Raw genomic sequence first — 25,456 nt, 5'->3', positions numbered from 1 at the left:
CCCTCAATGAGGGGTTTTTTTTATGACGTCGATTGTTTAAAGCGATTACTTCTACAATAACGGCTTGTTGGATTATTTTCTGCACGTTTTCTTCGAATATCTTTAGGGTTAATCGTAAGTGCCCTATAAATTTCTACACGATCTCCAATTTCAAGCATTTGAGATAAATCTTTTATACGTACACCAAAAATCCCTAACTGTAGGTTTTCAGGTAATTCTATTTGCTCACGAATACCACTTTTTTCAATGGCATCTAGTGCTGTCATACCTTCAACATAATCTACACGTATATGAAATTGTTGATCTTGGGCTGCATAAGCAACCCAAACATCCTGATTCACTGACATTATAAAATTTGTCCAAAGTACGACACAATCGCAAGAATAATCGCAAGTGGTAAAACAATACGAACAGCAATACGCCAAAGGTTATAAACTGCTTCATTACTAAAGTTTAATGCTTTTCGTAAGTGGCTAATTTTCATTATCCAGCCGACAAATATTGCATAGATGAAGCAAATCAATAAGCCCCAAAGTACAAGTACAATATTAAAGATAGGTGCTATAGATGGAATCGCCCAAATTAAGGTTGCAACAACCAGAATAGCCCATTGAATGGCACTATTTATATTGCGTTGTGCTAGCTGTTCACGTGCAAGCTGTAAAACAAGTGCTGCTGAAGTGATCACTGCAAAAATAAATGCAAAAGCTGGAATTTCTGCTTGAGCAGCAAAAAAACCAAATGCGACAACAGCCAATAATTGGGCAATCCAAATAGGAAGCGCTGTTTTAGTTGCAACATCTTCATTTTTAACAACAGCTAAGCTACTTTGCCAGTAAATTCCCATACCTAGCCCACTTGCGACTAAAGCAAGAATAGTGGCATTTGCCCACTCACCAAATACCAACGAAGTTAGCGTCCATTCTGGTAATGTAGTACCTGTTGTATTTGCTAAAACAATCGATGCAATAACTGCAACTGCTGTTAAAACAACAATAACTTGACGTGATACAAAAGAAATAACAAAAGCAGCAATCGCAAGTCCAACAAAAATAAAATGCGTTTCAATTCCTGTCACAGCAAATTGGCTCAGTAATTGACCTGCATTAGATAACATTCCACCTGCAAGAAAAGGAATGAAAACCACAGCTAACCAACCCACTAAACGCCATCTTTGAGAAGCATCAGCATCACGAGTTAAACTAGACAACGCCTCTAAAGCTGTTGTTTTTGAACGCTTTGCTAAAGCTATTTCTAAGTAACAAATAGGTAAAGCTAAAATCACCATTGTTCCAAGCCAAAGCAGCCAAAAGTCAATTTGACGCTCAACTAAAATACCTGTGACTGGTGCGAGTGTTGCAATAATAATAAATGATAGACAAAACGCCATCAGCGGCGAGATCCATCTTGATATAGCATTATCTTGCATTGATGCTTTCCTAATAAAAATCTATGGCTATTTTGCCCTGCTCATCACGGAAAATCAAAACCCTATAAAAAGAAAAAGCAAACTATCTCGAAAGATAATTTGCTGCGCTGAATATTAAAACATGCCTCTAATTATTATTATTTCATTTATCCCCGATTATGAAAAAAAGCGAGCGAACCAATTTTTACCTTTCTTCTGCTCTTTTTCTTTAATAATTCCCATCATATTTTCTTTTACAGCGCCAACATAATCAGCATCATCGTGCTGAATATGATTAATTAACCACTTCGATAATACTTCGTGTAATTCAGCCTCAATCGATTGCCCCATATCAAAACGATCACGATAAGACTCAATTTTTTTAATAAATATGTCATGTACCCGTTTATGTGGCACACGATATTTATAATCTGCTTCTTCTTGTAAAGATTCTTCAAACGTAAAATGTGACTGCGTATAATCAATAATATTGTCTAAAATTTGTTTGATACGAGATCTATCAGTATGCCCCTCAATATCTACAATTTCATTGATATAGTCTAGAATTCGTCTGTGTTGATCGTCTATCACATCGATACCAGTATTATATTCTGGAATCCATTTCATCTTCATACGATCACCTGTTGATCTTAAGTAACTAAATGCTTACAAAGCATAGTAGCCAACTTGTGATGAAATAAAAATCAACTAAATTACTCTACTTTTCACATTTTTCGAATGAAATACAACAAAACACTGTTATATATAGCTTTATTTCTTAAACCCTACTAAAAGAATCAATTATTTATTAACCAATATATTATTTTTTAACAATCTAAAATACTATCCACACTTTACAATAAATATGTGGACTGTTAGACATATTAATAATTTATTGTAGAAAATCTAATATTGATCGGCCTTTGTTATACGCTTTAATTCAGGGTTTAAACGCTCACGTTCCAATCGTTCAATTCTTGTAAGCTCATGACGGATTGGACGTCCATGCTGAAATAAAATCATTTCACCAGGTTCGTATGCTAACCACTTTTCATTCTGCGTTAATGGCTCTGTAGTAATTACTGCAACACGATCTTCTGGTGTTGTCACTTGGCTGAAATCGACCTCAACATCAATATCTATTAATTGTGCAGGTTGAAATGGATATTCACGAACCAACCAATGTAATTTTGTTACGGCATAACTAAAAAGTGCCTGACCATTCGATAAACAAAAATTAAATGTTCCGTGTTCCGCAATTTTAGGTGACAATTCAACTAATAAATCAAAAATCTGATCTAAACTTGGCTCTTTATAACCAAATTTTTCAACAAGTTGGTCTAATAAATAACAAAATGACAATTCACTATCTGTGTTTCCTACAGGCGTATAACGACCTGAAAGCTGAGGACTAAAGCCATGTAAATCACCATTATGAGCAAAAATCCATTGTCTTCCCCAAAGCTCGCGTATGAATGGATGTGAATTTTCTAAATTAATCTTACCTTGCGTTGCTTTACGAATATGTGCGATTACATTACGTGATTTAATTGGATAGTTACGTATTAATTCAGCAATTGGCGACTCAACAGCCGACTGATTATCAACAAATAAACGACAGGCTTTATCTTCAAAAAAAGCAATTCCAAAACCATCACAATGATCAGAAGTAATACCAGCACGTTGTGAAAACCCACGAAATGAAAAGGTAATATCCGTAGGTGTTGCGCAATTCATTCCAAGTAGTTGACACATATTTTTTAATTCAACAAATCAATTTGTATTGATCTATATTCTGCATGAGCCATAGACAAATTTGCAAATCACATCACTCAATATTCTCTTCTTTTTTCTACTTATTTATAAATACATATTCTTGTTGTGATGGACTTAAAATCTTACACATAGATATCCGAGTAATTATTGGTTATGCCATTAAATATCAAACTGCTACTTTCTTTTGTAGAATAAAATTTTTTGCCATATTTTTAACATCTAAAAAGACAAAATAATCCAAACAATTAAAATTTTGATCATAGAAAGCTTCTTTAGAGAGCTTCGCATTCATTTTTAAATATACATCAAATAACTTTGGAATTTTTTCATCCTGTACAAAACTAAATTTTGGATGTTGTGGTTCATATTTTTTTTGTGCTGCAATTGTACATGTTTGCTGTTCACCTAAATTTTTAATGTATTGGTGAGTAAAGTAAGCTCTGGCTTCATTACCGACCAACCGAATGCTCACACATCCAATCAAATATTTAGCACGCATTTTCCATAAAATTTTAGGTAATAGATTCATCCACAAAACTGACAATGCTTTGCCAGAACGATAATGTGGATGAACACAAGTTCGACCTATTTCAACAACATTCTCTAAATGATTAAGCTCAGGAAATATTTTAAATTCATGCTGACTATAACTTTGAGCTAAATCTTTCCCTTGTAAGAGTTTCAGTCGTGTATAAGCAACTATTTCATTTGTCCATTTATCTCGAAGTACGGCATGTTCACAATTAAAATCATAGAGATCTTGATCTAAGCCTAAAGGAAACTGAATTCCAAACTGTTCTGAAAACTGCTCTGCTCGAAACTTTTGTACTTCAATAATTTGCTCTAAATCATCAACCCATTCGAATTTATATTGAGTTGGCTTGTTTATTTTTTTTATAAGAGGAAAAGTAATCGCCTGACTATACTGAGTAATTTTATCTAGCATCATCAACTTCTCATGTTGTTTTTTATACCCTAATCAATCCTTATGACATATTAATGACGAACAGTTTCAACTTTTAAAAATAAAAAAAGAGGCAAATAAAGCCTCTTTTCCTGTTTTAAATACTTACTTTTTAACTTGATTACGGTTAGTAATTAAAGTTCCAACACCATGATCTGTAAAGATCTCTAGTAATGTTGCATGTGGTACACGACCATCAACAATATGAGCACTTACCACACCGCCTTTAACAGCATCTAGCGCACAGCCCACTTTAGGAATCATACCGCCATAAATCACGCCTGTTTCAATTAAACGATCAACTTCTTGTGTCGTTAAACCTGTCAACAAGTTTTTGTTTTCGTCTAATACACCTGAAATATTAGTCAGTAATATGAGTTTTTCTGCACCCAAAGCTTCAGCAACTTTGCCTGCAACCAAATCTGCATTGATATTATAAGTATTCCCTTCATCATCAACACCTAAAGGTGCAATTACAGGAATAAAATCACTACTTGTAAACATCTCAAGTACATCAGTTTTAACACCAACCACTTCGCCAACTAAACCAAGATCAATCTCTTTAACAGAACCATCTTCAGCAGTTTTTTGCATCAATAATTTTTGTGCACGAATTAAGTTGCCATCTTTACCTGTTAAACCAATGGCACGACCACCATGTTGATTAATCAAGTTAACGATTGATTTATTTACGCTACCGCCCAATACCATTTCAACAACTTCCATTGTTGCAGGATCAGTCACACGCATACCATCAATACGGTCAGATTCACGACCTAATTGCTTCAGGAAAGAATCAACTTGCGGACCACCGCCATGAACAACAATAGGGTTTAAACCTACTGTTTTAAGCAATACGATGTCACGAGCGAAAGAACTTTCTAACTCAGGATCAGTCATTGCATTGCCGCCATATTTCACGACCAGCGTTTTACCTGCAAAACGTTGAATATACGGCAAAGCTTCTGTCAGAATTTGTGCTTTGTCGATGCCTGTATGCTGATATGGCATTCGCCTCTCCTTATTGAGCATCTAAAATGTCTTGAGCGATAGTTGGATACTTATCGCGAAGCATTGTAACAAATGTATTTCGAATATCGTCTAATCGTGCAAAATTATCGGCATCAAATCGTACTGTAAAATATTCACCTGTATTCGAAGCTCGAATAATGCCAAAACCATCATCAAAATCAAGCCGAATCCCATCTATTTTACTTAATTCTGCATTCAAACTTTGGCTATATTTTTCAATGTCTTGTAAAACTTGAGCTGTTTTAAATCCTGAAGTATGAATGTATAAGTCTTCTGTACTTGCTCGTTCAGGATATGCTGCAAATAAATCAGATACTATTTTAAATTCAGATTCACTTAAATATTCTAAAATACGTAAAGCGGCATATAAGCCATCATCATAGCCCAATCCACGACCATCATTGAAAACATAATGTCCTGCGTATTCTCCACCAAATACAGCGTATCCATTCGAGTGTGCTAAATATTTACGTAGAAATGTACTACCTGTTCGAATCATTTTAGGTTTTCCACCTAAATCTCGAATTGTATTTCTCACCATCGTTGAACATTTCACATCAAAGACAATTTCATGCTGAGGATGAGTTTTAAGGCACATTTCGCTAAACAATGATAATAATTGGTCTGCAGAAATAAGTTGTGCATGTTCATCAACAATCACAAGACGATCACCATCACCATCCAAGGCAATACCAATATTTGCCTGATGTTGCTGTACAGCAAATTTAAGCTTTGAAAGATGCTGTGCTTTTGATGGATCAGGTGCATGATCTGGAAAATTACCGTTCGCCTCACAGCGTAATGCGATTACATCGCAGCCTAACTTTTCTAAAATATGAGCAGCACACTGTCCTGCCGAACCATTTAGACCATCAAGCACAACTTTAAATTTTCTTTTTAGTTTTATATCTGAAATAAGATGTTGCTCATATGCTTCACAAAATTGTGGAATATGCTCTGCTTTATAATTCTGCAGAATAATATCGTGCGCTTTTAAAAAATGTTTTTGTGCTTTTAATGCAACATCTTGAATCATTTCAGGGGTTGGCGGCAAGCCCTTGAGTATCCACTTAATACCATTGTCTGTTTTTTCATTATGGCTTGCGGTCACCATAATACCATTGCCATCATTTCCACGTGAACTAAAGTACATAAGCGGACTAGAACATGACCCAATTAACGTGACATTCAATCCTTTTTCAACACAAACTTTTTGAATAATTCCTGCATATTCTGCACTAGTTAAACGCGCGTCATAGCCCAATACAATACGACTTTGTTTTTGCTCAATAAATTGTTCTGCCAGTCCATTTGCCACAGCATAAATTAATTCGGGCGTCAGTATGCTGACCTTGCCACGAATGTCATAAGCTCGAAAAACTTGTGCTGGGAATACGGGTGACATAACACTCCTGTTTAGAAAAGCTCTAAATTAAATAGCCAATATGTATCAATCAAAATTATAGATCATTTATTTTATCGTTTTGAGAAATTTATTTATCTAAAAACATCTATAAATTTATGTGTTTTTATAAAATAAAATGCCCTTTCAATCAATGAAAAGGCATTTTTTATAATTTATACAATTAATTGCGTTTTTGCTCAAGGTTTGAAGCAGCGCCTGCTCCTACAGCACCACCAATTGCAGCGCCAGTTGTACCACCAACTTTACTACCAATAGTTGCACCCACTGCACCACCAGCAGCACTTACTACTGCATTTGTGTTTGAACCATTTTGTGCTTTACTTCCTGCTGCACCACCAATTGCTGCACCTGTAGCAGCACCTGTCGTACCACCAGTTTTATGACCAATTACCGCTCCAGTACCCGCCCCACCTGCAGCAGTAGTTGCTGTATTTAACTTAGGAACACTTGAACAACCAGCTAGCATTACAACTGAAAGACCTAACATACATGCAACATTTACAACTTTTTTCATAAAAATACCAACTCGCTTTTTAAATCACGTCTACATCAAAGTATTTAGACACTCATGTTCCAAATACTTTGTTAATTCAATATTAATTTGTACCTGTGTGACCGAAGCCACCCGCACCACGCTCAGTTGCAACAAACTCTTCAACTAAATCAAATTGTGCTTGAACAACAGGAACAAGAACATATTGTGCTAAACGCTCACCTGGCTCTAAAGTAAATGCTGTTTGGCTACGGTTCCAAACTGAAACCATAAGTTCACCTTGGTAATCTGAATCGATTAAACCAACAAGGTTACCTAAAACAATACCGTGTTTATGACCTAAGCCCGAACGTGGCAAGATTAAACCTGCAAAGTTAGTATCTTCGATATAAATGGAAAGACCTGTTTTTACTAAAACTGTTTGACCTGGCTCAATTACAGTTGCTTCTTCAACACATGCACGTAAGTCTAAACCTGCTGAACCTGTTGTTGCATACGTTGGCATCGGCCATTCTTGACCAAGACGCTTATCGATCACTTTAACTTGAACTTTCATATTTATTTCCTATTGAATCAATTTATTAACGTTTAATGAGTGAACGTAAGTTTTCTAAATACTGTTGGGCTTGTAACTTAGGATCGATATCGCCCGCAAGCTTTTTCTTGCGACCTAACCAGTCCAATTCATCTTGTGGTAATTCATCTAAGAAACGGCTTGGCGTCATTTGTTTCATTTGACCGCCTGCTTTACGTTGTTCAGCCAAGGTTATGGTTAAACCCTGACGTGCACGGGTAATTCCCACGTACATTAAACGACGTTCCTCTTCGACTGTATCGGCAGCAATTGAGTTCTTGTGCGGCAGAATTTCTTCTTCCAAACCAATTAAATACACATAAGGAAATTCAAGTCCTTTCGAAGCATGTAGCGTCAATAAGTTTACTTTGTCAGTATCTTCTTCTTCCTGTTGCTGCTCTAACATATCAAGCAACACCATTTTACGAATCACACTTTCAATGTTCTTTTCATCTACATCTTCTGCACGGTTAATCAAACTTTGAATACTGCTATATAAAATTTCAATATTATCGAGTTTCGTTTTTTCCTGAGCAGGCGTTGCAGCTGTTTCTTTAATGTAATCGATATAACCTGCTTCTAGCATCATTTCGCGAATAATAGGTACAGGTTCATCATCTTCAATTAAGTTACGAGTAAAGGTATTAATAAAGTCTGCAAATTCAGCCAACTGCGTTGTCGCTTTTTTTGGAATCGCCATTGTTAAGCGTTGATCGCCCGCAGCAGCCAACAAAGACAAATTACTTTCTTGAGCAAATAGCCCTAGTTTTTCCAAAGTTACAGGACCAATTGCACGCTTAGGTGTATTGATAATACGTAAAAATGCACTGTCATCTTCAGGGTTAATAATGAGTCGTAAATAACTCATAATATCTTTGATTTCCGCACGACCAAAGAAAGACTGACCACCCGAAAGCTTGTATGGAATTTGCATTTGGCGAAGCTGTGTTTCTAAAATGCGTGCTTGGAAGTTACCACGATACAAAATCGCATAATCTTTCCAACTTTTACCATTCATCAACTTATGCGTAATTAAATCTTTAACAACACGTTCTGATTCATCATCATCATTACGACAGGTAATAACTCGGATAACCTCACCATGACCTTTATCTGACCATAATTTTTTGTCAAATAAATGTGGGTTATTTCCAATAACCGTATTGGCTGCTCTTAAAATACGACTGGTTGAACGATAGTTTTGTTCAAGCTTAATCACTTTTAAGTTACGGAAATCTTCCTGCAATAACGCCATATTTTCAGGCTTTGCACCACGCCATGCATAAATAGATTGGTCATCATCACCAACGGCAGTAAATTGCCCCATTACCCCTACAAGGAGTTTGACCAAAATATACTGTGCGGTGTTGGTATCTTGATACTCATCGACCAAAAGATAACGCACACGGTTTTGCCACTTATCACGAACTTCTGCATTCTCTTGCAAAAGACGCGTTGGCATTACAATTAAGTCATCAAAATCTACTGCGTTATAAGCACGTAAATTACGTTCGTAAAGCTGATACAAATGTGCAAACTGAATATCTTCTTGAGTTTCACATGTTGTATGTGCCTGTTCAGGTGGAATAAGATCGTTTTTCCAATCTGAAATCATTTTCATTGCTTTCGCAATCAATTCTTTACTTTCAGCACCTGACAAATTATCACGATGCATTAAATCCATTAAAATGCGCTTACAGTCATCTGCATCTAAAATAGAAAAGTTATTTTTAAGCGGTGTATGTTTAAGTTCTAATCTGAGTAAATTCAAGCCAAAGTTATGGAATGTAGAAACAGACAAGCCTTTGGCTTCTTCACGAGTCATTAGCTTCGTTACACGCTCTTTCATTTCACGTGCAGCTTTATTGGTAAACGTCATTGCTGTAATACGATGCGATGGAATACCACAATGCTTAACTAAATATGCAATTTTACGCGTAATTACCGAGGTTTTACCTGAACCCGCCCCTGCAAGTACTAACAAGGGTCCTTGAGTATATTTCATGGCTTCAAGTTGCTTGTCATTCAATTGACCTGCCAGCGACGACATAGTTTTTCCTCTTTGGTATTCGATGTCGATTATAGACATCTCGCTACAACTTTCATAATGAAAAAATTGAACCTGTTATTTTTTATTGAATACTCAATAAAAAAACCACCCGAAGGTGGTTTCTTTTTCACTCAATAAAATTATTGAGTTGCATAAACACTAATTTCTACACGGCGGTTTTGTTCACGACCAGCAGCAGTAGAGTTATCAGCGATTGGGTTAGCAGCGCCTAAACCTTGTGCATTGATGCGAGTTGTAGAAACACCTTGAGATGCAATGTAGCTTGCAACAGCTTGTGCACGTGCTTGAGATAATGGAAGGTTGATTGAATCATTACCAGTATTATCTGTATAACCAGTTACAAGAATCGCACTCTTGTTATCTTCAGCCAAAACTTGAGCAACTTTGTTTAAAGTTGAATAGAAGTTTGGTTTGATTGCAGATTTGTTTGTATCAAATGTAATGTTACCAGGCATAATTAAGCCAACAGAACCATCTGGATTACGGCTTACATCAATACCCGTACCTGCAGTAGCTGCACGTAGTTTTTTCTCTTTATTATCTAGGTAAGCACCACTAGCACCACCAAGTAAAGCACCGATTGCTAAAGCACGGTTATTTTGACTTGATGAATTATTATTACCTTTTGAAAGTGCATAACCTGCTCCAGCACCTAAAACAGCACCAATTGCTGTCTTGTCGTATTCAAAGCCACCAATATTATTACCTGTAGTTTGGCAACCTGAAAGAACCATTGCCCCTACTACTGCTGAAATTGCTAGTGCACGCATTTGCATGACTCCTATGTTAATGTTTTGTTGTCGTTAAAAATAATGGAATAATTTTTGTAGTTAGACCACCTATTTTTTGTTAATAATAAGTTGTTTGATTACAATTTGTAATATTTATTTGAATTATTGGACCAACTTCACCATATTTTCTACATAGTTGAAGATTAACTCTTTTTTGTATTAGGAAGTCGCTTTATATTTAGCTTAAACTCTATTCAAAATGATCTTAAACTCTATTCAAAATGATTTTATCCTAAGGATGAGATATGTCTACACCATCAAAGAAACAACCTGTGTTAAAAAAAATCACAAAAGGTCTAACTGTTGGTTCCGTTATGACTGGAAGCACATTCTTTCATGGCCCTCCTGTTCTTGCTTTAGGTTTTACCAAACTATTTAAAAAATCACGCAAAGTTGATGAAACAAATATTCAAATCACGAACAGCTGGTTAAGTGTTAATAATTGGCTGATTGATCACGTATTACCGAATACACAATGGGATATTTCTGTAGATGAAAATTTAGATTTAAATCTACAAGGTCGTTATCTCATGATGTGTAATCATCAAAGTTGGGTTGATACAACAGTTAATCAATATTTTGGTTTAACACGCATGCCACTCACCCGCTTTTTTACAAAATGGGAACTTATTTTCATTCCATTTGTAGGGCAAGCCTTTAAAATTTTAGGCTTCCCTATGATGAAACGTCACTCAAAAGAGCAAATTGCAAAAAATCCTGCGTTAAAAGATCGTGATATGGAAGAAGCTCGTAAATCATGTGAGCAACTTCTTAGCCAACCATTTACCTTACTTAACTATTTAGAAGGTACGCGCTTCACAGCAGAAAAACATGCTCAGCAAAAGTCACCATACAAACACTTACTTAAACCTAAAGCAGGTGGTTTAGCCTTAGCTTTAAATATTTTAGGTGAAAAAATTGATGCGCTTGTAGATATGACCATTATTTATCCTAATGGTGCACCCGGTTATGGAGAGTTTTGGTTAGGTGATGTTCCCCAAATTTCAGTCAATTTACGGAAAATAGACATTCCTGATTGGGTACATGGTGGCAATTATGAAGATGATCTTGAATACCTTGCTCGCTTTCAACAATGGGTTGACGATTTATGGCAAGAAAAAGATGACCTTATTGAAAGTATGAAACAAAAAATTGCCTCAGCGGAGTAGTGTTCAAAAAGATGAGTAACAACACGAATAAAAAGCAAATTAAACCTACCTTTAATTTTGTGCAACAAGGATCATGGGGCTGGAAAGTTGCTTTAGCTTATGATGTGTTCATGATGTTTTTAATCATCATCAACCTATTTTGCTTATGTTCTAATGCAATTTTAATGAGTGATTTTGGTGAATGGTTATTTAATTTAATTCACCTTCCTGATCTTTTACAATTTTATAAAAATGAGCTTAGACCCTGGGTTGTTATTACCGAAGGTTGGTTCATTGCATTCTTAATTACCGAGCTTTTTATTCGTTGGTTTATTGCCATTATTCTAAAACAACATCAACGCTGGTTCTTTTTCCCCTTTATTCATTGGTATGAAGTTCTCGCAATTTTACCTCAGTTACGTTTTTTACGCTTATTACGTGCAGGCGTGATTGCATATCAACTACATGATCATGGCTATAAAATTTTCCCAAATAGTTGGTATAAACAAGTTAATTTCTATTACAACTTAGTGATGGAAGAACTATCTAGCCGAATTGTACTCACTGTTTTAAATGGTATTAAAACGGAACTTAGTACAAGTACTACGCATAAAAAATTAATTGAAGATTTAGTCAATCATCATAGAGAATTATTTGCTGTTGCTTTAGCAGATATTTTACAAGACTCTTTGGGCAAAGAATTACAGCAACATCGTCAACTTATTGCCAAAGATGTGGGGCAAATTGTGAATAAAGCGATTGAAGATACACCCGAACTCACCCAGTTACTTCGCCTCATTCCAATTGTTGGAGGACGCATTGAACAGCAAATACAAAGTATTGGACAGCGTTTAGGGGAAAATATTACTCAAGGTCTTATTGAGCCCTTTGCAACAAACCAAGAAAATAATGAACTTAGTAGTTATAAATATATCTCTGAGCACATTAGTAAGATACCATTTGAAAATAATGTACATATTGAACAACTTGTTGAATCTGCTGTATTTGAAAGTTTAGAAGCTATTCAACAACAAGTTAAAGTCAAACAATGGCAACAAATACTTGAAGAAAGCAAAAATGAGAGCAGAAAAAACAAAGACTGATCAAATGTAAAAAAAATTGAAAACCATGCTAGAGAAATGATTAAAATTGCTCTAGCATTTGCCTCACGAACAATAGCGCTTCAACCTTAAAAAAGGCGAGAAGATTTAAGGAAAAAATATGGCTGAAATACGGATAAAAGGCAGAATGGTCAATGCAATTCGCATTAGCCTAGATACAAACGATCATGATGCTATCCGCAAGCAATTATCACCTATGCTTGAAAAAACAGCACCTCAAGGCACACTTGCTGTCATTGAAAGCTCAGTCGACCAAGAACTTATTGCCCTTATTCAATTATTAATCGATCTCGATTTACAGCCCATGGCAGTCACAGAAGGTCCTTTAGCAGAACAAGCACGTGCAATTCAGTTCCCAGTTATTCCACCCGATCGCCAAATGCAGCAAGTCAAAGCAACCAAAGAGCAAGTGGTTGAACTAAAAACTGAAGCTCCACAAGATCAAGTCCAAGCTGCTGTAGCAATACCAACAGTTGCACATGTCACATCATATCATGATGAAATATTACGCACGGGTCAAAGTCTTGTACAAGATCATGGCGATATCATTCTAAACAATGGTATTAATAGCGGTTCTGAAGTAATTGCTTCAGGAAATGTGCATATTTATGGTAGCGTCCGTGGTAGAGTTATAGCTGGTGCAAATGGGAATCATGCAGCACGTATATTCTGTCACTCCCTAGAAGCTGAACTAGTTTCTATTGCAGGGACATATTGTGTTGCAGATGACATTCCACAACATGTGGTAAAAAAAGCAGTCCATATATATTTAAATGATAATCAAGAGCTCGTATTTGACGCCTTGCAATTTTAATGTATAAATAAACACCAAAAAGCCCCAAACAATAGGGGAATTTGAAACCATTACAGGAGTGGATTCGGTGGCGAAAATTGTTGTCGTAACATCAGGCAAAGGCGGTGTAGGTAAAACTACAACGAGCGCATCATTTGCTACAGGCTTAGCCCAACGTGGCCACAAAACAGTTGTTATCGATTTTGACGTAGGTTTACGTAACCTAGATTTAATTATGGGGTGTGAGCGTCGTGTCGTTTATGATTTCGTAAACGTATTAAATAACGAAGCTCGTTTGCAACAAGCATTAATCAAAGATAAAGATCTTGAAAATCTCTTTATTTTACCTGCCTCACAAACACGTGATAAAGATGCCTTAACGGATGAAGGCGTGGCTCGCGTAATGGATGAACTTTCACAAGAATTTGATTATATTATTTGTGACTCACCTGCAGGGATTGAACGTGGTGCTATTTTAGCCATGTATCATGCAGATGAAGCAATTATTGTAACAAATCCTGAAATTTCTTCTGTTCGTGACTCAGATCGTATTATTGGTATGCTAGATAGCAAAACCAAAAAGGTAGAGCAAAACGAAGGTCGTATTCGTAAGCATTTATGTATTACACGTTTCAATCCTGAACGTGCAGATAAACAAGAAATGTTAACAATTGACGATATTTCTAAAGATATTTTACGCATTCCAACACTTGGTGTTATTCCTGAGTGTAAAAGTGTCTTACAAGCATCTAACGAAGGTAAGCCTGTAATTTTATTTACAGAAGAGTCTGCAGGACAAGCTTACGATGACTTAGTTGCACGTTTCCTTGGTGAAGATCGCCCTTACCGTCATATTACGGTTAAGCCTAAAGGTTGGTTAGCACGTTTATTTGGAGCATAAGATGGCTGGATTCTGGAGTAAGTTATTTAGTAGCGAAGACAAACCTTCTAGTGCACAAATGGCAAAAGATCGTTTAAAAGTTATCGTTGCATCTGAACAAGGTCTTGGTAAACGCTTAAGCCAAGATAAAATTGATCAAATGAAAAAAGAAATCATGCAAGTGGTTAATCGCTATGTTCGTGGCGTAGATGAACAACATATTCAAATGTCTGTTCGTTCTGAAGCAAACATCGAAATGCTTGAAATGAATATCAATTTGCCTGAAGAGCGTTAATCTGATTTTTGATTAGTCAAGCAATTTAAATCAGGGCAAAATATGAGGCTAGATTGCAAAGTATACTTTGCCTAGCCGCAAGATGAGAAGCGATGCTTCGAGTGGGCTAGATTGCAAAATATGCATTCTCAGCCGCAAGATGAAAAGCTACGCTTTGAATAGACGAAGTAAATTAAATTACCAAGTCACTTGCTTACTCATATTTTGCCCTTTTTTATTGATATATAAATACCAAGGAGCTAGTAATGGCATTGTCTCAACCAGCAACGTTTAATGAAGAATGGTCAGATGAGCGTGTATTTGCCTATTTAACTCAGCTTCCTCCTGAAGGTGTAAATGCTGACTTTTATGTGCTTTACCATGCATTCAAGCACATGCGTCCATTTGACTACACACGCCTATTAACACAATTTGTTGCAGATGGTCGTGATGTCAATGCTACGAATCCTGAAGGTCAACGCATTCATGATGTGATTGCTGAATACCCACGTCAAAGTGCAGAATTTTTAGAAGTTTTAGCTCAATTTGCTTAAATGCCTTTAAATAAAAAAGACCGCTTATTGCGGTCTTTTTTATTTTCTAAACTTTTATCTTTATTTACTAAAAATTAAATAACCACCAAAAGTACTAAACAAACCGCCCACTACTCCATCAATCCATTTTGTAGACTTTTGATATGCGTGTTTAAAACTTGGTAAAGAGAAAATAAACACCACAAATAAGAACCAAATAAGGCTCTCTACCGTCACAATAGCCAATAATAGTGTATGTGATTCATTCAACATCGGGTTAGCAAGGAACATTGAAAACACACTACCAAAATAGATGACTGCTTTGGGGTTTGATAAATTGGTGAATAATCCTTGTAAGAAAAAACGCATGTTACTTTTAGGTAGCACAATTTCTTTTATCTCAGCAGTTTCAGTTTTCTTAGCAAATGCTGACTTAAGCATTTGGAAACCTAACCAACATAAATAAATTCCACCTAAAACCAATAAAACTTTACGTAACCAGACAAATTTTTCAAAAATATAATTTAATCCTAGAAGTGCAAATAATGCCCATAAAAAAATCGCACATGTGATTCCTAACACAACAAAAATAGCTTGCTTACGTGAGCGGCTAATTGCAGTTTGAGACACCATAAAAAAATCTGGCCCAGGTGTCACCAAAGCACATAAATGGATAAAAGACAGCGTTAATAAAGCCCACAACATTCGATATTCTCACAATAAAAAGCAGCTTGTTATACAAACTGCTTTAAGCTAATTTTCAATTGAACAAGAAAAAGTTTTATTCAATACATGAATTAAACCAAAATATCTCGCTTACCATTTGGTCCCATTGCACTCACAATACCACTTTCTTCCATTTGGTCGACAATACGTGCAGCTCGGTTATAACCCAAGCTAAATTTACGCTGTAAGGAAGATGTCGAAACTTTACGTGTTTCTAGTACAAAGGAGACACATTGATCATATAAAGCATCACGATCAGATGCACCATCACCATCTTCAAAGCCACGCGATGTTGGCTCTTCATCATATGGTGTTAAGATTTCATCGACATAATTTGGTTCACCACGTTCACGCCAAGCATCACAAATACGGTTCACTTCATCATCTGAAATAAATGCACCGTGTACACGTTCAGGCTCAATTTTACCAGGTCCAAGGAACAACATATCACCATGACCAAGTAAGTCTTCCGCCCCACCTGCATCAAGAATAGTACGTGAATCGAGTTTACTGTTTACACGTAAAGCCGCACGTGTTGGGATGTTTGCCTTAATTAAGCCTGTTACAACATCAACCGTTGGACGTTGTGTCGCAAGTAATAAATGAATACCTGCCGCACGAGATTTTTGCGCCAAACGTGTAATCATTTCTTCTGCTTTTTTACCTACTTGCATAATCATATCTGCAAATTCATCGGCAACAATCACAATTAACGGCATAGGTTGTAAACGTGGTGCACGATTTATCGTTGCTGTGTCGTCAGGCTTCCACGTTGGGTCAATTAAATCTTCACCACTCGCAATGGCATCTTCAATTTTACGGTTAAAATCGCTTAATTTACGTACTTTCATTAAAGACATGAGCTTATAACGTCGCTCCATCTCATTTACACACCAATTCAATGCATTAACTGCATCTTTCATATCTGTCACAACTGGTGTTAACAAATGTGGAATATCGTTGTAGTTCGCAAGCTCGAGCTGCTTCGGATCGATCATAATTAAACGTAATTGTTCTGGCGTGTATTTCAATAACATCGACAATAACATTGCATTTACAGCAACTGATTTACCCGAACCCGTTGTACCTGCGACCAACATATGCGGTGCTTTAGCTAAATCGGCAAGTACAGGATTTCCTGAAATATCTTTACCCATTGCCATACTTAATAAGGCATTTGGATCACGATATGCGGGTGTTTCAAGTAATTCAATTAAACGCACCATTTCACGTGTGCTATTTGGCACTTCAATACCAATATAGGGTTTACCCGGAATAACTTCGACTACACGTACCGATGCCATTGACATAGAACGTGCTAAATCGCGTGAAATATTGGTGACCTTAGAGGCTTTTACACCTGGTGCTAAATCAAGCTCAAAACGTGTAACAACAGGACCTGGTTGCGCCTCAATAACTTTAGCTTTAACGTTAAATTCTTGAAGTTTAATTTCGAGTAATTCAGATAAACGTGCCAATTGTTCCGCAGTAAAATTTACTTTTTTATTCGGATCGACTTTGTCTAAAATTTCCAAGCCTGGAAGCGTTGGTAAATCACGGCGCTTTTCTGCCACTTGCATTGCACGTGACATTGGTCGACCAAATGCATCTGTTAAAGGTGCATCTAAATCAAAATCATCTTCTACAAGCTCATCTTGCTCAGCAACACCTGTTGTATCTTGCCAAGCTTCACGAAATGCATCTTTATTTGAACTAATTAACTGCTTTTCATCATCTGTAAGTAATGAAACTGGTGCTTGCACCTGCGTTTGAATTTTTGCATTTACAAAAGATGAAGATTGAGCGTAGCTACTTGTAGTTGTCGCAGCACCTTGCGGTTCTACAGGTTTAACTTCATTCGCTTCATCAAGTAAGAAATCATCTAAGTCATCAAAAGAAATATGCGTAGGTGTAACTGTTGGGGCTACAGCTGAAGCTGCTTGTAGTGTTGCGGTTGCAACAGCAGGACTTGCAACATTGTCTACATCTACGGCTACATGACTCACATTTTCGCTATGATTAAATGGCGTATGTACATCTGTTGCTGTTTTTGCACTTGGTACAACGGCTAAAAGCTCATCGAAAATTTCATCATCATCCCAATTAATGTTTTGCTTGTTTACTGTTGGTTGATAATCATCAACTTGAGTATTTGGCTGCACAGAAGTTTCATAACCCTGACGAATATCTTGAGATGCTTTTAATAATTCATTGATATCATTTTTATGTTTTTGTTCTGAATCATCATGAATAGCACGCCAGACATCACCCGTTTCAACAACTTTATTCCGTTCTTGTTCAAGTTGATGTGCTTTTTCAAGCTCTTGTTCAAGTTCTAATTCATCATCTTGAGTAAATTGAGAAAAGTGTGTTTGATCTTGTTGTTGCTCATGTTGAATATGATCTTCTCGTGCTTCACGATCTACCATATCGTCAAATAAACGATTGGCAACATGGTCATGCGCTGCCACAGATGTAGCAACAGTCGCCAAAGGTACTGCTTCAGCTTTAATGAGTTTAGATTCTAATTGCGTTGAAGTTGTAGATTCATTTTCTTGAATAGGCTTCGAATTAAAATGAGTGTCTGCCTCTGGTACTTTTCTATAAAACAAATCTTGTAAATAAGCAGGAGTTGCTTTCATTGTGCTCCATGTTTTATTCCACTTCACACCAAACGCGAGTGTAAATAAAACCAACCAGAACACAATTAAAAATAGACTAGCACCATAAATGGTTAAAAGTGCAGAAAGGCTTCGACCTAACTCATAACCAATTATGCCACCTGAAGCATTTTCAAGCGTATCTGCAGGAACATTCCAAAATAGATACAAAATACTTGATGTCGATAGAATAATAAAAAACTGGGCGGCATAACGAAATGGCTTATTTAAAAAGCTTCTTGGCCACCATAATTGAATTGCCTCAATAAAAAAGTATAAAGGCACTAATAAACTTGCCCAGCCCAAAAAGCCGAACAACAAATCTGCAAGCCAAGCCCCAACTACCCCACTTGCATTCGAAACTGTTTGCGTGTCACTAGAAACATGCATCCAACCCGGATCAAAAGGTGTATATGTTACTGTTGCAAGGAACAGATAAATCCCAAACGAGATTAAAAATAATGTGATTATAAAGCGTTGTGCATACGCACTCGACACCGCTGTCATATACTATCCTGTAACCAATTATTCATCGTATTTTTTGTCGCAAACCCAATTCGAGTATGCAGATAATTAACTTTATATTATGCACCTGTTCACAAAAAAAAGATGCAAGATAATGTGAGTATGTTTTTAACATTCTCTATATAGTTCAAATCGATTTATATGATCAATAATATCGACTTTAATCTCACACAACTGTTATACAGTTTCACGTATAATTTCACAAATTTCTAAATAAAAAAGGATTCAACAGATGAGCGCTCGTCACTCACGTTTGGTTATTCTTGGTTCTGGCCCTGCCGGTTATAGCGCTGCTGTTTATGCTGCTCGTGCAAACCTTAAACCAACACTTATTGCTGGCTTACAACTTGGTGGTCAATTAACAACGACTACAGAAGTTGATAACTGGCCAGGTGGCGCTGAAGGCTTAACAGGTCCTGCACTTATGGAACAGATGCAAGCCCATGCTGAGCGTTTTGGTACTGAAATTGTATATGACCATATCAACGAAGTTGATTTAAGCGTACGTCCTTTTGTACTTAAAGGTGATATGGAAGAATTCACTTGTGATGCTCTTATCATTTGTACAGGTGCCACTGCACAATACTTAGGTTTAGAGTCTGAAGCCAAATTCATGGGTCAAGGTGTAAGTGCTTGTGCAACTTGTGATGGATTCTTCTATAAAAACCAAAAAGTAATGGTTGTAGGTGGTGGTAACACTGCTGTTGAAGAAGCTCTTTATCTTTCAAATATTGCATCTCACGTAACACTTGTTCACCGTCGTGATACTTTACGTTCAGAGAAAATTTTACAAGACCATCTTTTTGCAAAAGAAAAAGAAGGTAAAATTAGCATTATTTGGAATCACCAAGTTGATGAAGTCATTGGTGATAACACAGGTGTAACGTCTGTACGTCTTCAGTCTACAAAAGATGATTCAACACAAAATATTGATGTAACAGGTATGTTTGTTGCTATTGGACACAAACCAAACAGTGAAATGTTTGATGGTCAATTACAGCTTCGTGATGGTTATATCCAAGTACAAAGTGGCACGGCAGGTAATGCAACTCAAACTTCAATTCCTGGCGTATTTGCTGCAGGTGACATTGCAGATAGTATCTATCGTCAAGCAATTACATCGGCAGGTTCAGGCTGTATGGCGGCTTTAGATGCTGAAAAATACCTTGATGCTTTAGGTGAATAATCATTTAATCAATCACTTAGCATAAAAAACCACCATTATTGGTGGTTTTCTTTTTTGTAAAAATAAATTACTTTATAAAAAGATAACTAAATAAATAACATTAGGAAATTATAATGACAACAAATTGGACTGATGGCTATCAAACCGAAGTAAATTATACCTATGGCTATTACAAAGATTTAAGCCCAAATTATCAAAAATTTTGTTTACTTTTAAATGGAATAAACACATTAGAAAACAATGAAAATCAAACACATTGTGAACTTGGCTTTGGTCAAGGAGTTAGCTTAAACCTACATGCCGCATCATCAACTGGTATATTTTATGGTACCGACTTTAATCCTGCTCATGCTGCTCATGCCAACATGTTGGCTGAAAAAACAGGTATCCAGCATCATTTTTATGATTCTAGTTTTGAGGAGTTGCTTAATACCGACTTACCACAATTTGATAGCATAAGTTTACACGGTATTTGGAGTTGGATTAGTCACGAAAACCAAGCCACTATTCTGAAGTTTATTCGTAAGTATTTAAAGCCAAGCGGTATTGTGTATGTTAGCTATAACTGCCTTACTGGTTGGGCTGCAAATATGCCTATTCGAGAGTTATTTCATAGCCATTTCAAATTTAATAGCAAAAGCCATAACCCCCTACAAAAAGTTAAAGATTCACTCAACTTTAGCGAAGCTTTACTTAAATTAGAACCGAACTTTGCAAAACGAAACCCAAATGCAATTAATAAAGTGCTCGAGCTTAAAAACCAAAATCCAAACTATTTAATTCATGAATATTTAAACCAAGATTGGCAATGTTTTTCATTCCAACAAGTCATGCATACTTTAGAGGCGGTTAAACTTAGCTATGCAGGCTCAACAGATTTAAACTCTCATTTAGATAACATTAACTTTAGTGAGGAGCATCAACAATTCTTAAATGCTATTGAACACCCTGTGTTCAAAGAACAATGTCGTGATTATTTCACGAATTCTCAATTTAGACGTGACCTTTTTATTCGTGGTAAAAATACTTTAACGATGAATCAAGTGATCGAAAAAATGAAAAAAATATCATTTGTTTTATTAACCGCACCGCATCATATTCCCAAAAAAATCGCTGGTTATTTGGGTGAATTCAACCTAATTCCAGAAATTTATGAACCTTTAGCGGAGCATTTTAAAAAGAATAATTATGTGCCTATATCTTTTGAAAAAGTCCAAACTGAGCTTAATATTCCATCAAATAAACTTTTAAATGCAATGACCGTTCTATGTCATTTAGGCTTCATGCAACCTTGCCTAGATAAGCCTACTGAACAAACGATTCAACAATGCCAACGACTCAATCAATATTTTCTAGAACAATCGAGTTTCCATAGTAATTACTCCATTATTTCAAACCCATACTCGGGCATTGGCATACCTGTAGATCATTTGAGTCAATTATTCTATCGTGCATATTTCCTAGAAAACATGAAAACAGCTAAGCAATTTGCGACTTTCGCACTATCAACATTAGCTCAACTTAACCTATTGGTTTTAGATGAAAATGGAAATACTGTTTCGGACACAGCAAAAAGTCTCAAAATTGTGCAAGAAAAAGCACAAACTTTCATTGATTCAGACAAACTAAAAATTGCAGAACAATTAAAGCTTTTCGCTTAAACGTTAACATCATCTACAAGATCGGCTAATATAAAGACTGGTTCTGTAGATGATCCCCTTATGCTCCCACCTTCGCAGTTTATTTTCCCCAATCCAGTTGAAGTCGATCCCGAAGGTGAAGGATTAATTTGTATAGGTGCTGACTTATCAGCATCTACCCTTTATGAAGCTTATACTCACGGACTATTTCCATGGTTCTCAGAGGGAGAACCTATTTGTTGGTGGAGCCCTGAACCTCGTTGTATTATTGATCCCAAGCATTATCATCCAAGTAAATCACTTATTAGAAATATGAAAAAGTTTGATTATCAAATTAAAGTAAATCACGCTTTTGAAGATGTCATTCGTTCTTGCTCACTTCCACGCAGTTATGCAAAAGAAACATGGATTAGTGAGGATATTATTCACGCTTACTGTGAACTTTTTAAAGCAGGTTATGCCTACAGCATAGAAATTTGGGATAATTTAACGCTAGTTGGCGGACTTTATGGCGTAAATATTGGACATGGATGTTTTGGTGAATCGATGTTTAGCACTAAAACAGATGTTTCAAAAATGGCATTTTATGTCCTCATGCTGATTGGCAAACAAAATCAACTACCATGGATTGACTGCCAATTGGTCAATGATCACCTACTTAGTCTTGGTGCAGGCACACTTTCTCGCCAAGATTATTTAAAATCTTTACAAGAAGTGATAAAGCAACCTCAAATAGATTGGCAAATATATAAAGACAGTGTATTTTCAAGTAAAACAATAGCACTGAATAACGACTTACACTTATTCGAATGATAATTAAGAGGGATCTTTTATGAATTCGTATCAACCGAAATCCCTACTCAATGAATTGCAGTACTACATTACCCCACCACATAGTTGCAGTTACTTACCCAGTAAAACTGCACGTATGGTTTTTTTAGACCCTACTCATAAAATTGATGTTGTCACACTTTCAGAACTATCTAGAGTAGGCTTTCGACGTAGTGGTGATTTTACTTATCGCCCTGAATGTCATTTATGCCGCCAATGCATATCATCAAGAGTTCCAGCTCAAGAATTTAAGATGAATAGTATTCAGAAAAAAGCTTGGAAAAAAAATCAAGATCTAAAAATCAACATTATTTCAACACATGAAGCAACAAATGAACATTACGAACTTTATGAAAGATATATTCGTGAACGTCATTCCGATGGCGATATGTTCCCACCAACTCACGAACAATTCGAAAAATTTTTAGTCATTAGCTGCACAGATAGTATTTTTATTGAATTTCGTCTGAATAGTAAATTGATTGCTGTTTCTACCTGCGACCAACTCGATGATGGTTTATCTGCTGTTTATACTTTTTTTGATCCTAACGAAAGCAAACGCTCTTTAGGCACTTTTGCAATTTTAAAACAAATTGAATATGTACGTAGCTTAGGATTACAGTATCTCTACTTAGGTTATTGGGTGCCACACTCCAATAAAATGAACTATAAGTCTCAATTTATCCCACTCGACTTAATGCTAGATGGTCAATGGCGACGACTCAACCGCACATTAACCAAGGATGAAATACAAAACCTAGGAAATTCACTTATGAATATACTTCCAACAGGTTGGAATCACTCTATTATTAAATAAATGATGATGACTCTATCTATTATGATTTGAATAATGCTGCAAAATCATCACTGCATGATTTCACCATAATAACAGCATGCTCTTTTTCACCATTACCTTTAGGGTAATAATTTTTTCTTAAATCAATTTGATGAAATCCAGATTTTTCATAAAGTGCTATTGCAGATAAATTACTTTCTCGGACTTCTAAGAATATTTGAATAGGATTATTCTTTAAATGATTCAATGAATAATCTAATAACTTAAATCCAATACCTTTACCCTGCTTACTCGGGTGTACAGCCATTAATAATAAATTAGCTTCATCCAAGACGGGTTGTAAAATACAAAAACCAACTACCTGTCCATTCTCTTCATAGACTGTACTTTGATATGACTCAACAGACTCTAAAAACTGTTTTTTAGTCCATGGATGACTTTGTACCAAATTTTCAATCTGCGTGACTGCATCCACATCAGCAACTTGCATTAAACGAATCATCATTCGTACTTTAGAAACTAAAACAATGGAAAGTATAATTAATTTTAGATTAGATGCGAAACACTAAGTTTCTTTATTCTTTCAAATATAAAAAAAGCGCCTCAAAGAGGCGCTTTTTTCACACAATCAGCGATTATGCAGTTACTTTAGCAACTACACCAGCACCAACTGTACGACCACCTTCACGGATCGCAAAACGTAGACCTGGGTCCATTGCGATTGGGTGGATTAATTCTACTGACATTTCTACGTTGTCACCAGGCATAACCATTTCTACGCCGTCTTGAAGAGCGATAGCGCCAGTTACGTCAGTTGTACGGAAGTAGAACTGTGGACGGTAACCGTTAAGGAATGGAGTATGACGACCACCTTCTTCTTTAGAAAGTACGTATACTTCTGCGTCGAATTTAGTATGCGGCTTGATTGCACCTGGTTTAGCAAGTACTTGACCACGTTGAACGTCTTCACGCTTAGTACCACGTAGAAGAACACCACAGTTCTCGCCCGCACGACCTTCGTCAAGAAGTTTACGGAACATTTCTACGCCAGTTACAGTTGTTTTAACTGTATCTTTAATACCAACGATTTCAACTTCTTCACCAACACGTACAATACCAGTCTCAACACGGCCAGTTACTACTGTACCACGACCTGAGATAGAGAATACATCTTCGATTGGCATAAGGAATGGAAGATCGATAGCACGCTCTGGCTCTGGGATATAAGTATCAAGAGCTTCAACAAGAGCAACAACTGCATCTTCACCGAACTGACCAGCTTCACCGTTAAGCGCAGCAAGAGCAGAACCACGGATAACTGGAGTGTCATCGCCTGGGAAGTCATAAGTAGAAAGAAGTTCACGAACTTCCATTTCTACTAATTCAAGTAATTCTTCATCATCAACAAGGTCGCATTTGTTTAAGAATACAACGATGTATGGAACACCTACTTGGCGAGAAAGAAGGATGTGTTCACGAGTTTGTGGCATTGGACCATCAGTCGCAGCACATACAAGGATCGCGCCATCCATTTGAGCAGCACCAGTAATCATGTTTTTAACATAATCCGCGTGGCCCGGGCAGTCTACGTGAGCGTAGTGACGAATTGGAGAATCGTATTCTACGTGTGAAGTATTAATTGTAATACCACGTGCTTTTTCTTCAGGTGCAGAGTCAATTGCAGCGTAGTCTTTCGCTTCGCCACCAAATTTCTTAGCACATACAGTTGCAATTGCAGCTGTTAAAGTAGTTTTACCATGGTCAACGTGACCAATTGTGCCCACGTTAACGTGTGGCTTATTACGTTC

The 25,456-nt window shown here is 36.5% G+C and carries 25 protein-coding genes; 10 read left to right on the top strand and 15 right to left on the bottom strand.

Going from position 1 to position 25,456, the window contains the following annotated elements; translation table 11 throughout:
• Positions 1–20: 20 nt before the first annotated feature.
• From AC5YDH_RS11090 to AC5YDH_RS11040, 11 genes are all read right to left on the bottom strand, one after another.
• Entirely contained in the window at positions 21–347 is a 327-nt protein-coding gene (locus AC5YDH_RS11090) for an RnfH family protein (RefSeq protein ID WP_496119502.1), read from the bottom strand.
• Entirely contained in the window at positions 347–1,429 is a 1,083-nt protein-coding gene (locus tag AC5YDH_RS11085; protein WP_496119500.1) for a hypothetical protein, read from the bottom strand. The genes AC5YDH_RS11090 and AC5YDH_RS11085 overlap by 1 nt, the downstream gene beginning before the upstream one ends.
• A gap of 156 nt (positions 1,430–1,585) precedes the next feature.
• On the bottom strand, positions 1,586–2,041 hold the full coding sequence (locus AC5YDH_RS11080) for a bacteriohemerythrin (RefSeq protein ID WP_496119498.1): 456 nt from the start codon (positions 2,039–2,041) through the stop codon (positions 1,586–1,588).
• A gap of 273 nt (positions 2,042–2,314) precedes the next feature.
• On the bottom strand, positions 2,315–3,163 hold the full coding sequence (locus AC5YDH_RS11075) for a class II glutamine amidotransferase (RefSeq protein WP_496119496.1): 849 nt from the start codon (positions 3,161–3,163) through the stop codon (positions 2,315–2,317).
• A gap of 187 nt (positions 3,164–3,350) precedes the next feature.
• Positions 3,351–4,130 carry a GNAT family N-acetyltransferase gene (locus tag AC5YDH_RS11070; RefSeq protein ID WP_496119494.1) on the bottom strand — a complete coding sequence of 260 codons (780 nt, stop codon included), beginning with the start codon at positions 4,128–4,130 and terminating at the stop codon, positions 3,351–3,353.
• Positions 4,131–4,253: 123 nt separating this feature from the next.
• Positions 4,254–5,159, bottom strand: coding sequence for an acetylglutamate kinase (argB, locus tag AC5YDH_RS11065; RefSeq protein WP_496119492.1), 906 nt, complete (start codon positions 5,157–5,159; stop codon positions 4,254–4,256).
• A 10-nt stretch (positions 5,160–5,169) separates the two neighbouring features.
• Positions 5,170–6,585 (bottom strand): phosphomannomutase/phosphoglucomutase, encoded by a 1,416-nt coding sequence (locus AC5YDH_RS11060; protein ID WP_496119490.1) that lies wholly within the window; start codon positions 6,583–6,585, stop codon positions 5,170–5,172.
• Positions 6,586–6,766: 181 nt separating this feature from the next.
• Positions 6,767–7,120: a YMGG-like glycine zipper-containing protein gene (locus AC5YDH_RS11055; protein WP_496119488.1), complete on the bottom strand. Its 354-nt coding sequence runs from the start codon at positions 7,118–7,120 to the stop codon at positions 6,767–6,769.
• An 82-nt stretch (positions 7,121–7,202) separates the two neighbouring features.
• Positions 7,203–7,655, bottom strand: a complete 453-nt coding sequence (dut, locus tag AC5YDH_RS11050; RefSeq protein WP_496119486.1) for a dUTP diphosphatase — start codon at positions 7,653–7,655, stop codon at positions 7,203–7,205.
• Between the two features lie 25 nt (positions 7,656–7,680).
• On the bottom strand, positions 7,681–9,723 hold the full coding sequence (locus AC5YDH_RS11045; protein WP_496119485.1) for a UvrD-helicase domain-containing protein: 2,043 nt from the start codon (positions 9,721–9,723) through the stop codon (positions 7,681–7,683).
• A 140-nt stretch (positions 9,724–9,863) separates the two neighbouring features.
• Positions 9,864–10,514: a YiaD family glycine zipper/OmpA-like lipoprotein gene (locus AC5YDH_RS11040; protein WP_496119483.1), complete on the bottom strand. Its 651-nt coding sequence runs from the start codon at positions 10,512–10,514 to the stop codon at positions 9,864–9,866.
• 266 nt (positions 10,515–10,780) lie between these two features.
• Between AC5YDH_RS11040 and yihG the strand changes: the two genes are divergently transcribed.
• The 6 genes from yihG to AC5YDH_RS11010 all read left to right on the top strand — a co-directional run bounded on the left by yihG (position 10,781) and on the right by AC5YDH_RS11010 (position 15,305).
• Complete coding sequence (yihG, locus tag AC5YDH_RS11035; RefSeq protein WP_496119481.1) at positions 10,781–11,704, top strand: 1-acylglycerol-3-phosphate O-acyltransferase, YihG family; 924 nt, start codon at positions 10,781–10,783, stop codon at positions 11,702–11,704.
• 11 nt (positions 11,705–11,715) lie between these two features.
• Positions 11,716–12,786, top strand: a complete 1,071-nt coding sequence (locus AC5YDH_RS11030; RefSeq protein WP_496119479.1) for a preprotein translocase subunit SecA — start codon at positions 11,716–11,718, stop codon at positions 12,784–12,786.
• Positions 12,787–12,904: 118 nt separating this feature from the next.
• Positions 12,905–13,618: a septum site-determining protein MinC gene (minC, locus tag AC5YDH_RS11025; RefSeq protein WP_496119477.1), complete on the top strand. Its 714-nt coding sequence runs from the start codon at positions 12,905–12,907 to the stop codon at positions 13,616–13,618.
• A gap of 67 nt (positions 13,619–13,685) precedes the next feature.
• Positions 13,686–14,498 carry a septum site-determining protein MinD gene (gene minD / locus AC5YDH_RS11020; protein WP_496119475.1) on the top strand — a complete coding sequence of 271 codons (813 nt, stop codon included), beginning with the start codon at positions 13,686–13,688 and terminating at the stop codon, positions 14,496–14,498.
• A 1-nt stretch (position 14,499) separates the two neighbouring features.
• Positions 14,500–14,772, top strand: coding sequence for a cell division topological specificity factor MinE (gene minE / locus AC5YDH_RS11015; protein ID WP_496119474.1), 273 nt, complete (start codon positions 14,500–14,502; stop codon positions 14,770–14,772).
• Positions 14,773–15,017: 245 nt separating this feature from the next.
• Positions 15,018–15,305 carry a PA4642 family protein gene (locus tag AC5YDH_RS11010; RefSeq protein ID WP_496119472.1) on the top strand — a complete coding sequence of 96 codons (288 nt, stop codon included), beginning with the start codon at positions 15,018–15,020 and terminating at the stop codon, positions 15,303–15,305.
• Positions 15,306–15,365: 60 nt separating this feature from the next.
• Here AC5YDH_RS11010 and AC5YDH_RS11005 read toward each other — a convergent pair whose 3' ends face one another.
• Positions 15,366–15,989 (bottom strand): LysE family transporter, encoded by a 624-nt coding sequence (locus AC5YDH_RS11005; RefSeq protein WP_496119470.1) that lies wholly within the window; start codon positions 15,987–15,989, stop codon positions 15,366–15,368.
• 92 nt (positions 15,990–16,081) lie between these two features.
• Positions 16,082–19,177 (bottom strand): DNA translocase FtsK, encoded by a 3,096-nt coding sequence (locus tag AC5YDH_RS11000; RefSeq protein ID WP_496119469.1) that lies wholly within the window; start codon positions 19,175–19,177, stop codon positions 16,082–16,084.
• A 250-nt stretch (positions 19,178–19,427) separates the two neighbouring features.
• On the opposite strand from AC5YDH_RS11000, the gene trxB reads away from it, so the two are divergent.
• The 4 genes from trxB (at position 19,428) to AC5YDH_RS10980 (ending at position 23,669) form a co-directional block, all read left to right on the top strand.
• Positions 19,428–20,381, top strand: coding sequence for a thioredoxin-disulfide reductase (gene trxB, locus AC5YDH_RS10995; RefSeq protein ID WP_496119467.1), 954 nt, complete (start codon positions 19,428–19,430; stop codon positions 20,379–20,381).
• A gap of 113 nt (positions 20,382–20,494) precedes the next feature.
• Positions 20,495–22,042, top strand: coding sequence for a methyltransferase regulatory domain-containing protein (locus AC5YDH_RS10990; protein ID WP_496119466.1), 1,548 nt, complete (start codon positions 20,495–20,497; stop codon positions 22,040–22,042).
• Between the two features lie 60 nt (positions 22,043–22,102).
• Positions 22,103–22,834, top strand: a complete 732-nt coding sequence (gene aat, locus AC5YDH_RS10985) for a leucyl/phenylalanyl-tRNA--protein transferase (protein WP_496119464.1) — start codon at positions 22,103–22,105, stop codon at positions 22,832–22,834.
• A gap of 19 nt (positions 22,835–22,853) precedes the next feature.
• On the top strand, positions 22,854–23,669 hold the full coding sequence (locus AC5YDH_RS10980) for an arginyltransferase (protein ID WP_496119462.1): 816 nt from the start codon (positions 22,854–22,856) through the stop codon (positions 23,667–23,669).
• 19 nt (positions 23,670–23,688) lie between these two features.
• Here AC5YDH_RS10980 and rimI read toward each other — a convergent pair whose 3' ends face one another.
• Both rimI and tuf read right to left on the bottom strand, forming a co-directional pair.
• The gene (rimI, locus tag AC5YDH_RS10975) at positions 23,689–24,150 is read right to left on the bottom strand and encodes a ribosomal protein S18-alanine N-acetyltransferase (protein ID WP_496119538.1); all 462 of its coding nucleotides are present in this window, start codon (positions 24,148–24,150) and stop codon (positions 23,689–23,691) included.
• Positions 24,151–24,283: 133 nt separating this feature from the next.
• Positions 24,284–25,456: elongation factor Tu (gene tuf / locus AC5YDH_RS10970; protein ID WP_496119460.1), on the bottom strand; the 1,173-nt coding region annotated here is incomplete at its 5' end.

This window comes from Acinetobacter sp. FY683 (genome assembly GCF_059515885.1).
This window is presented reverse-complemented; position numbering and strand designations above follow the sequence as displayed.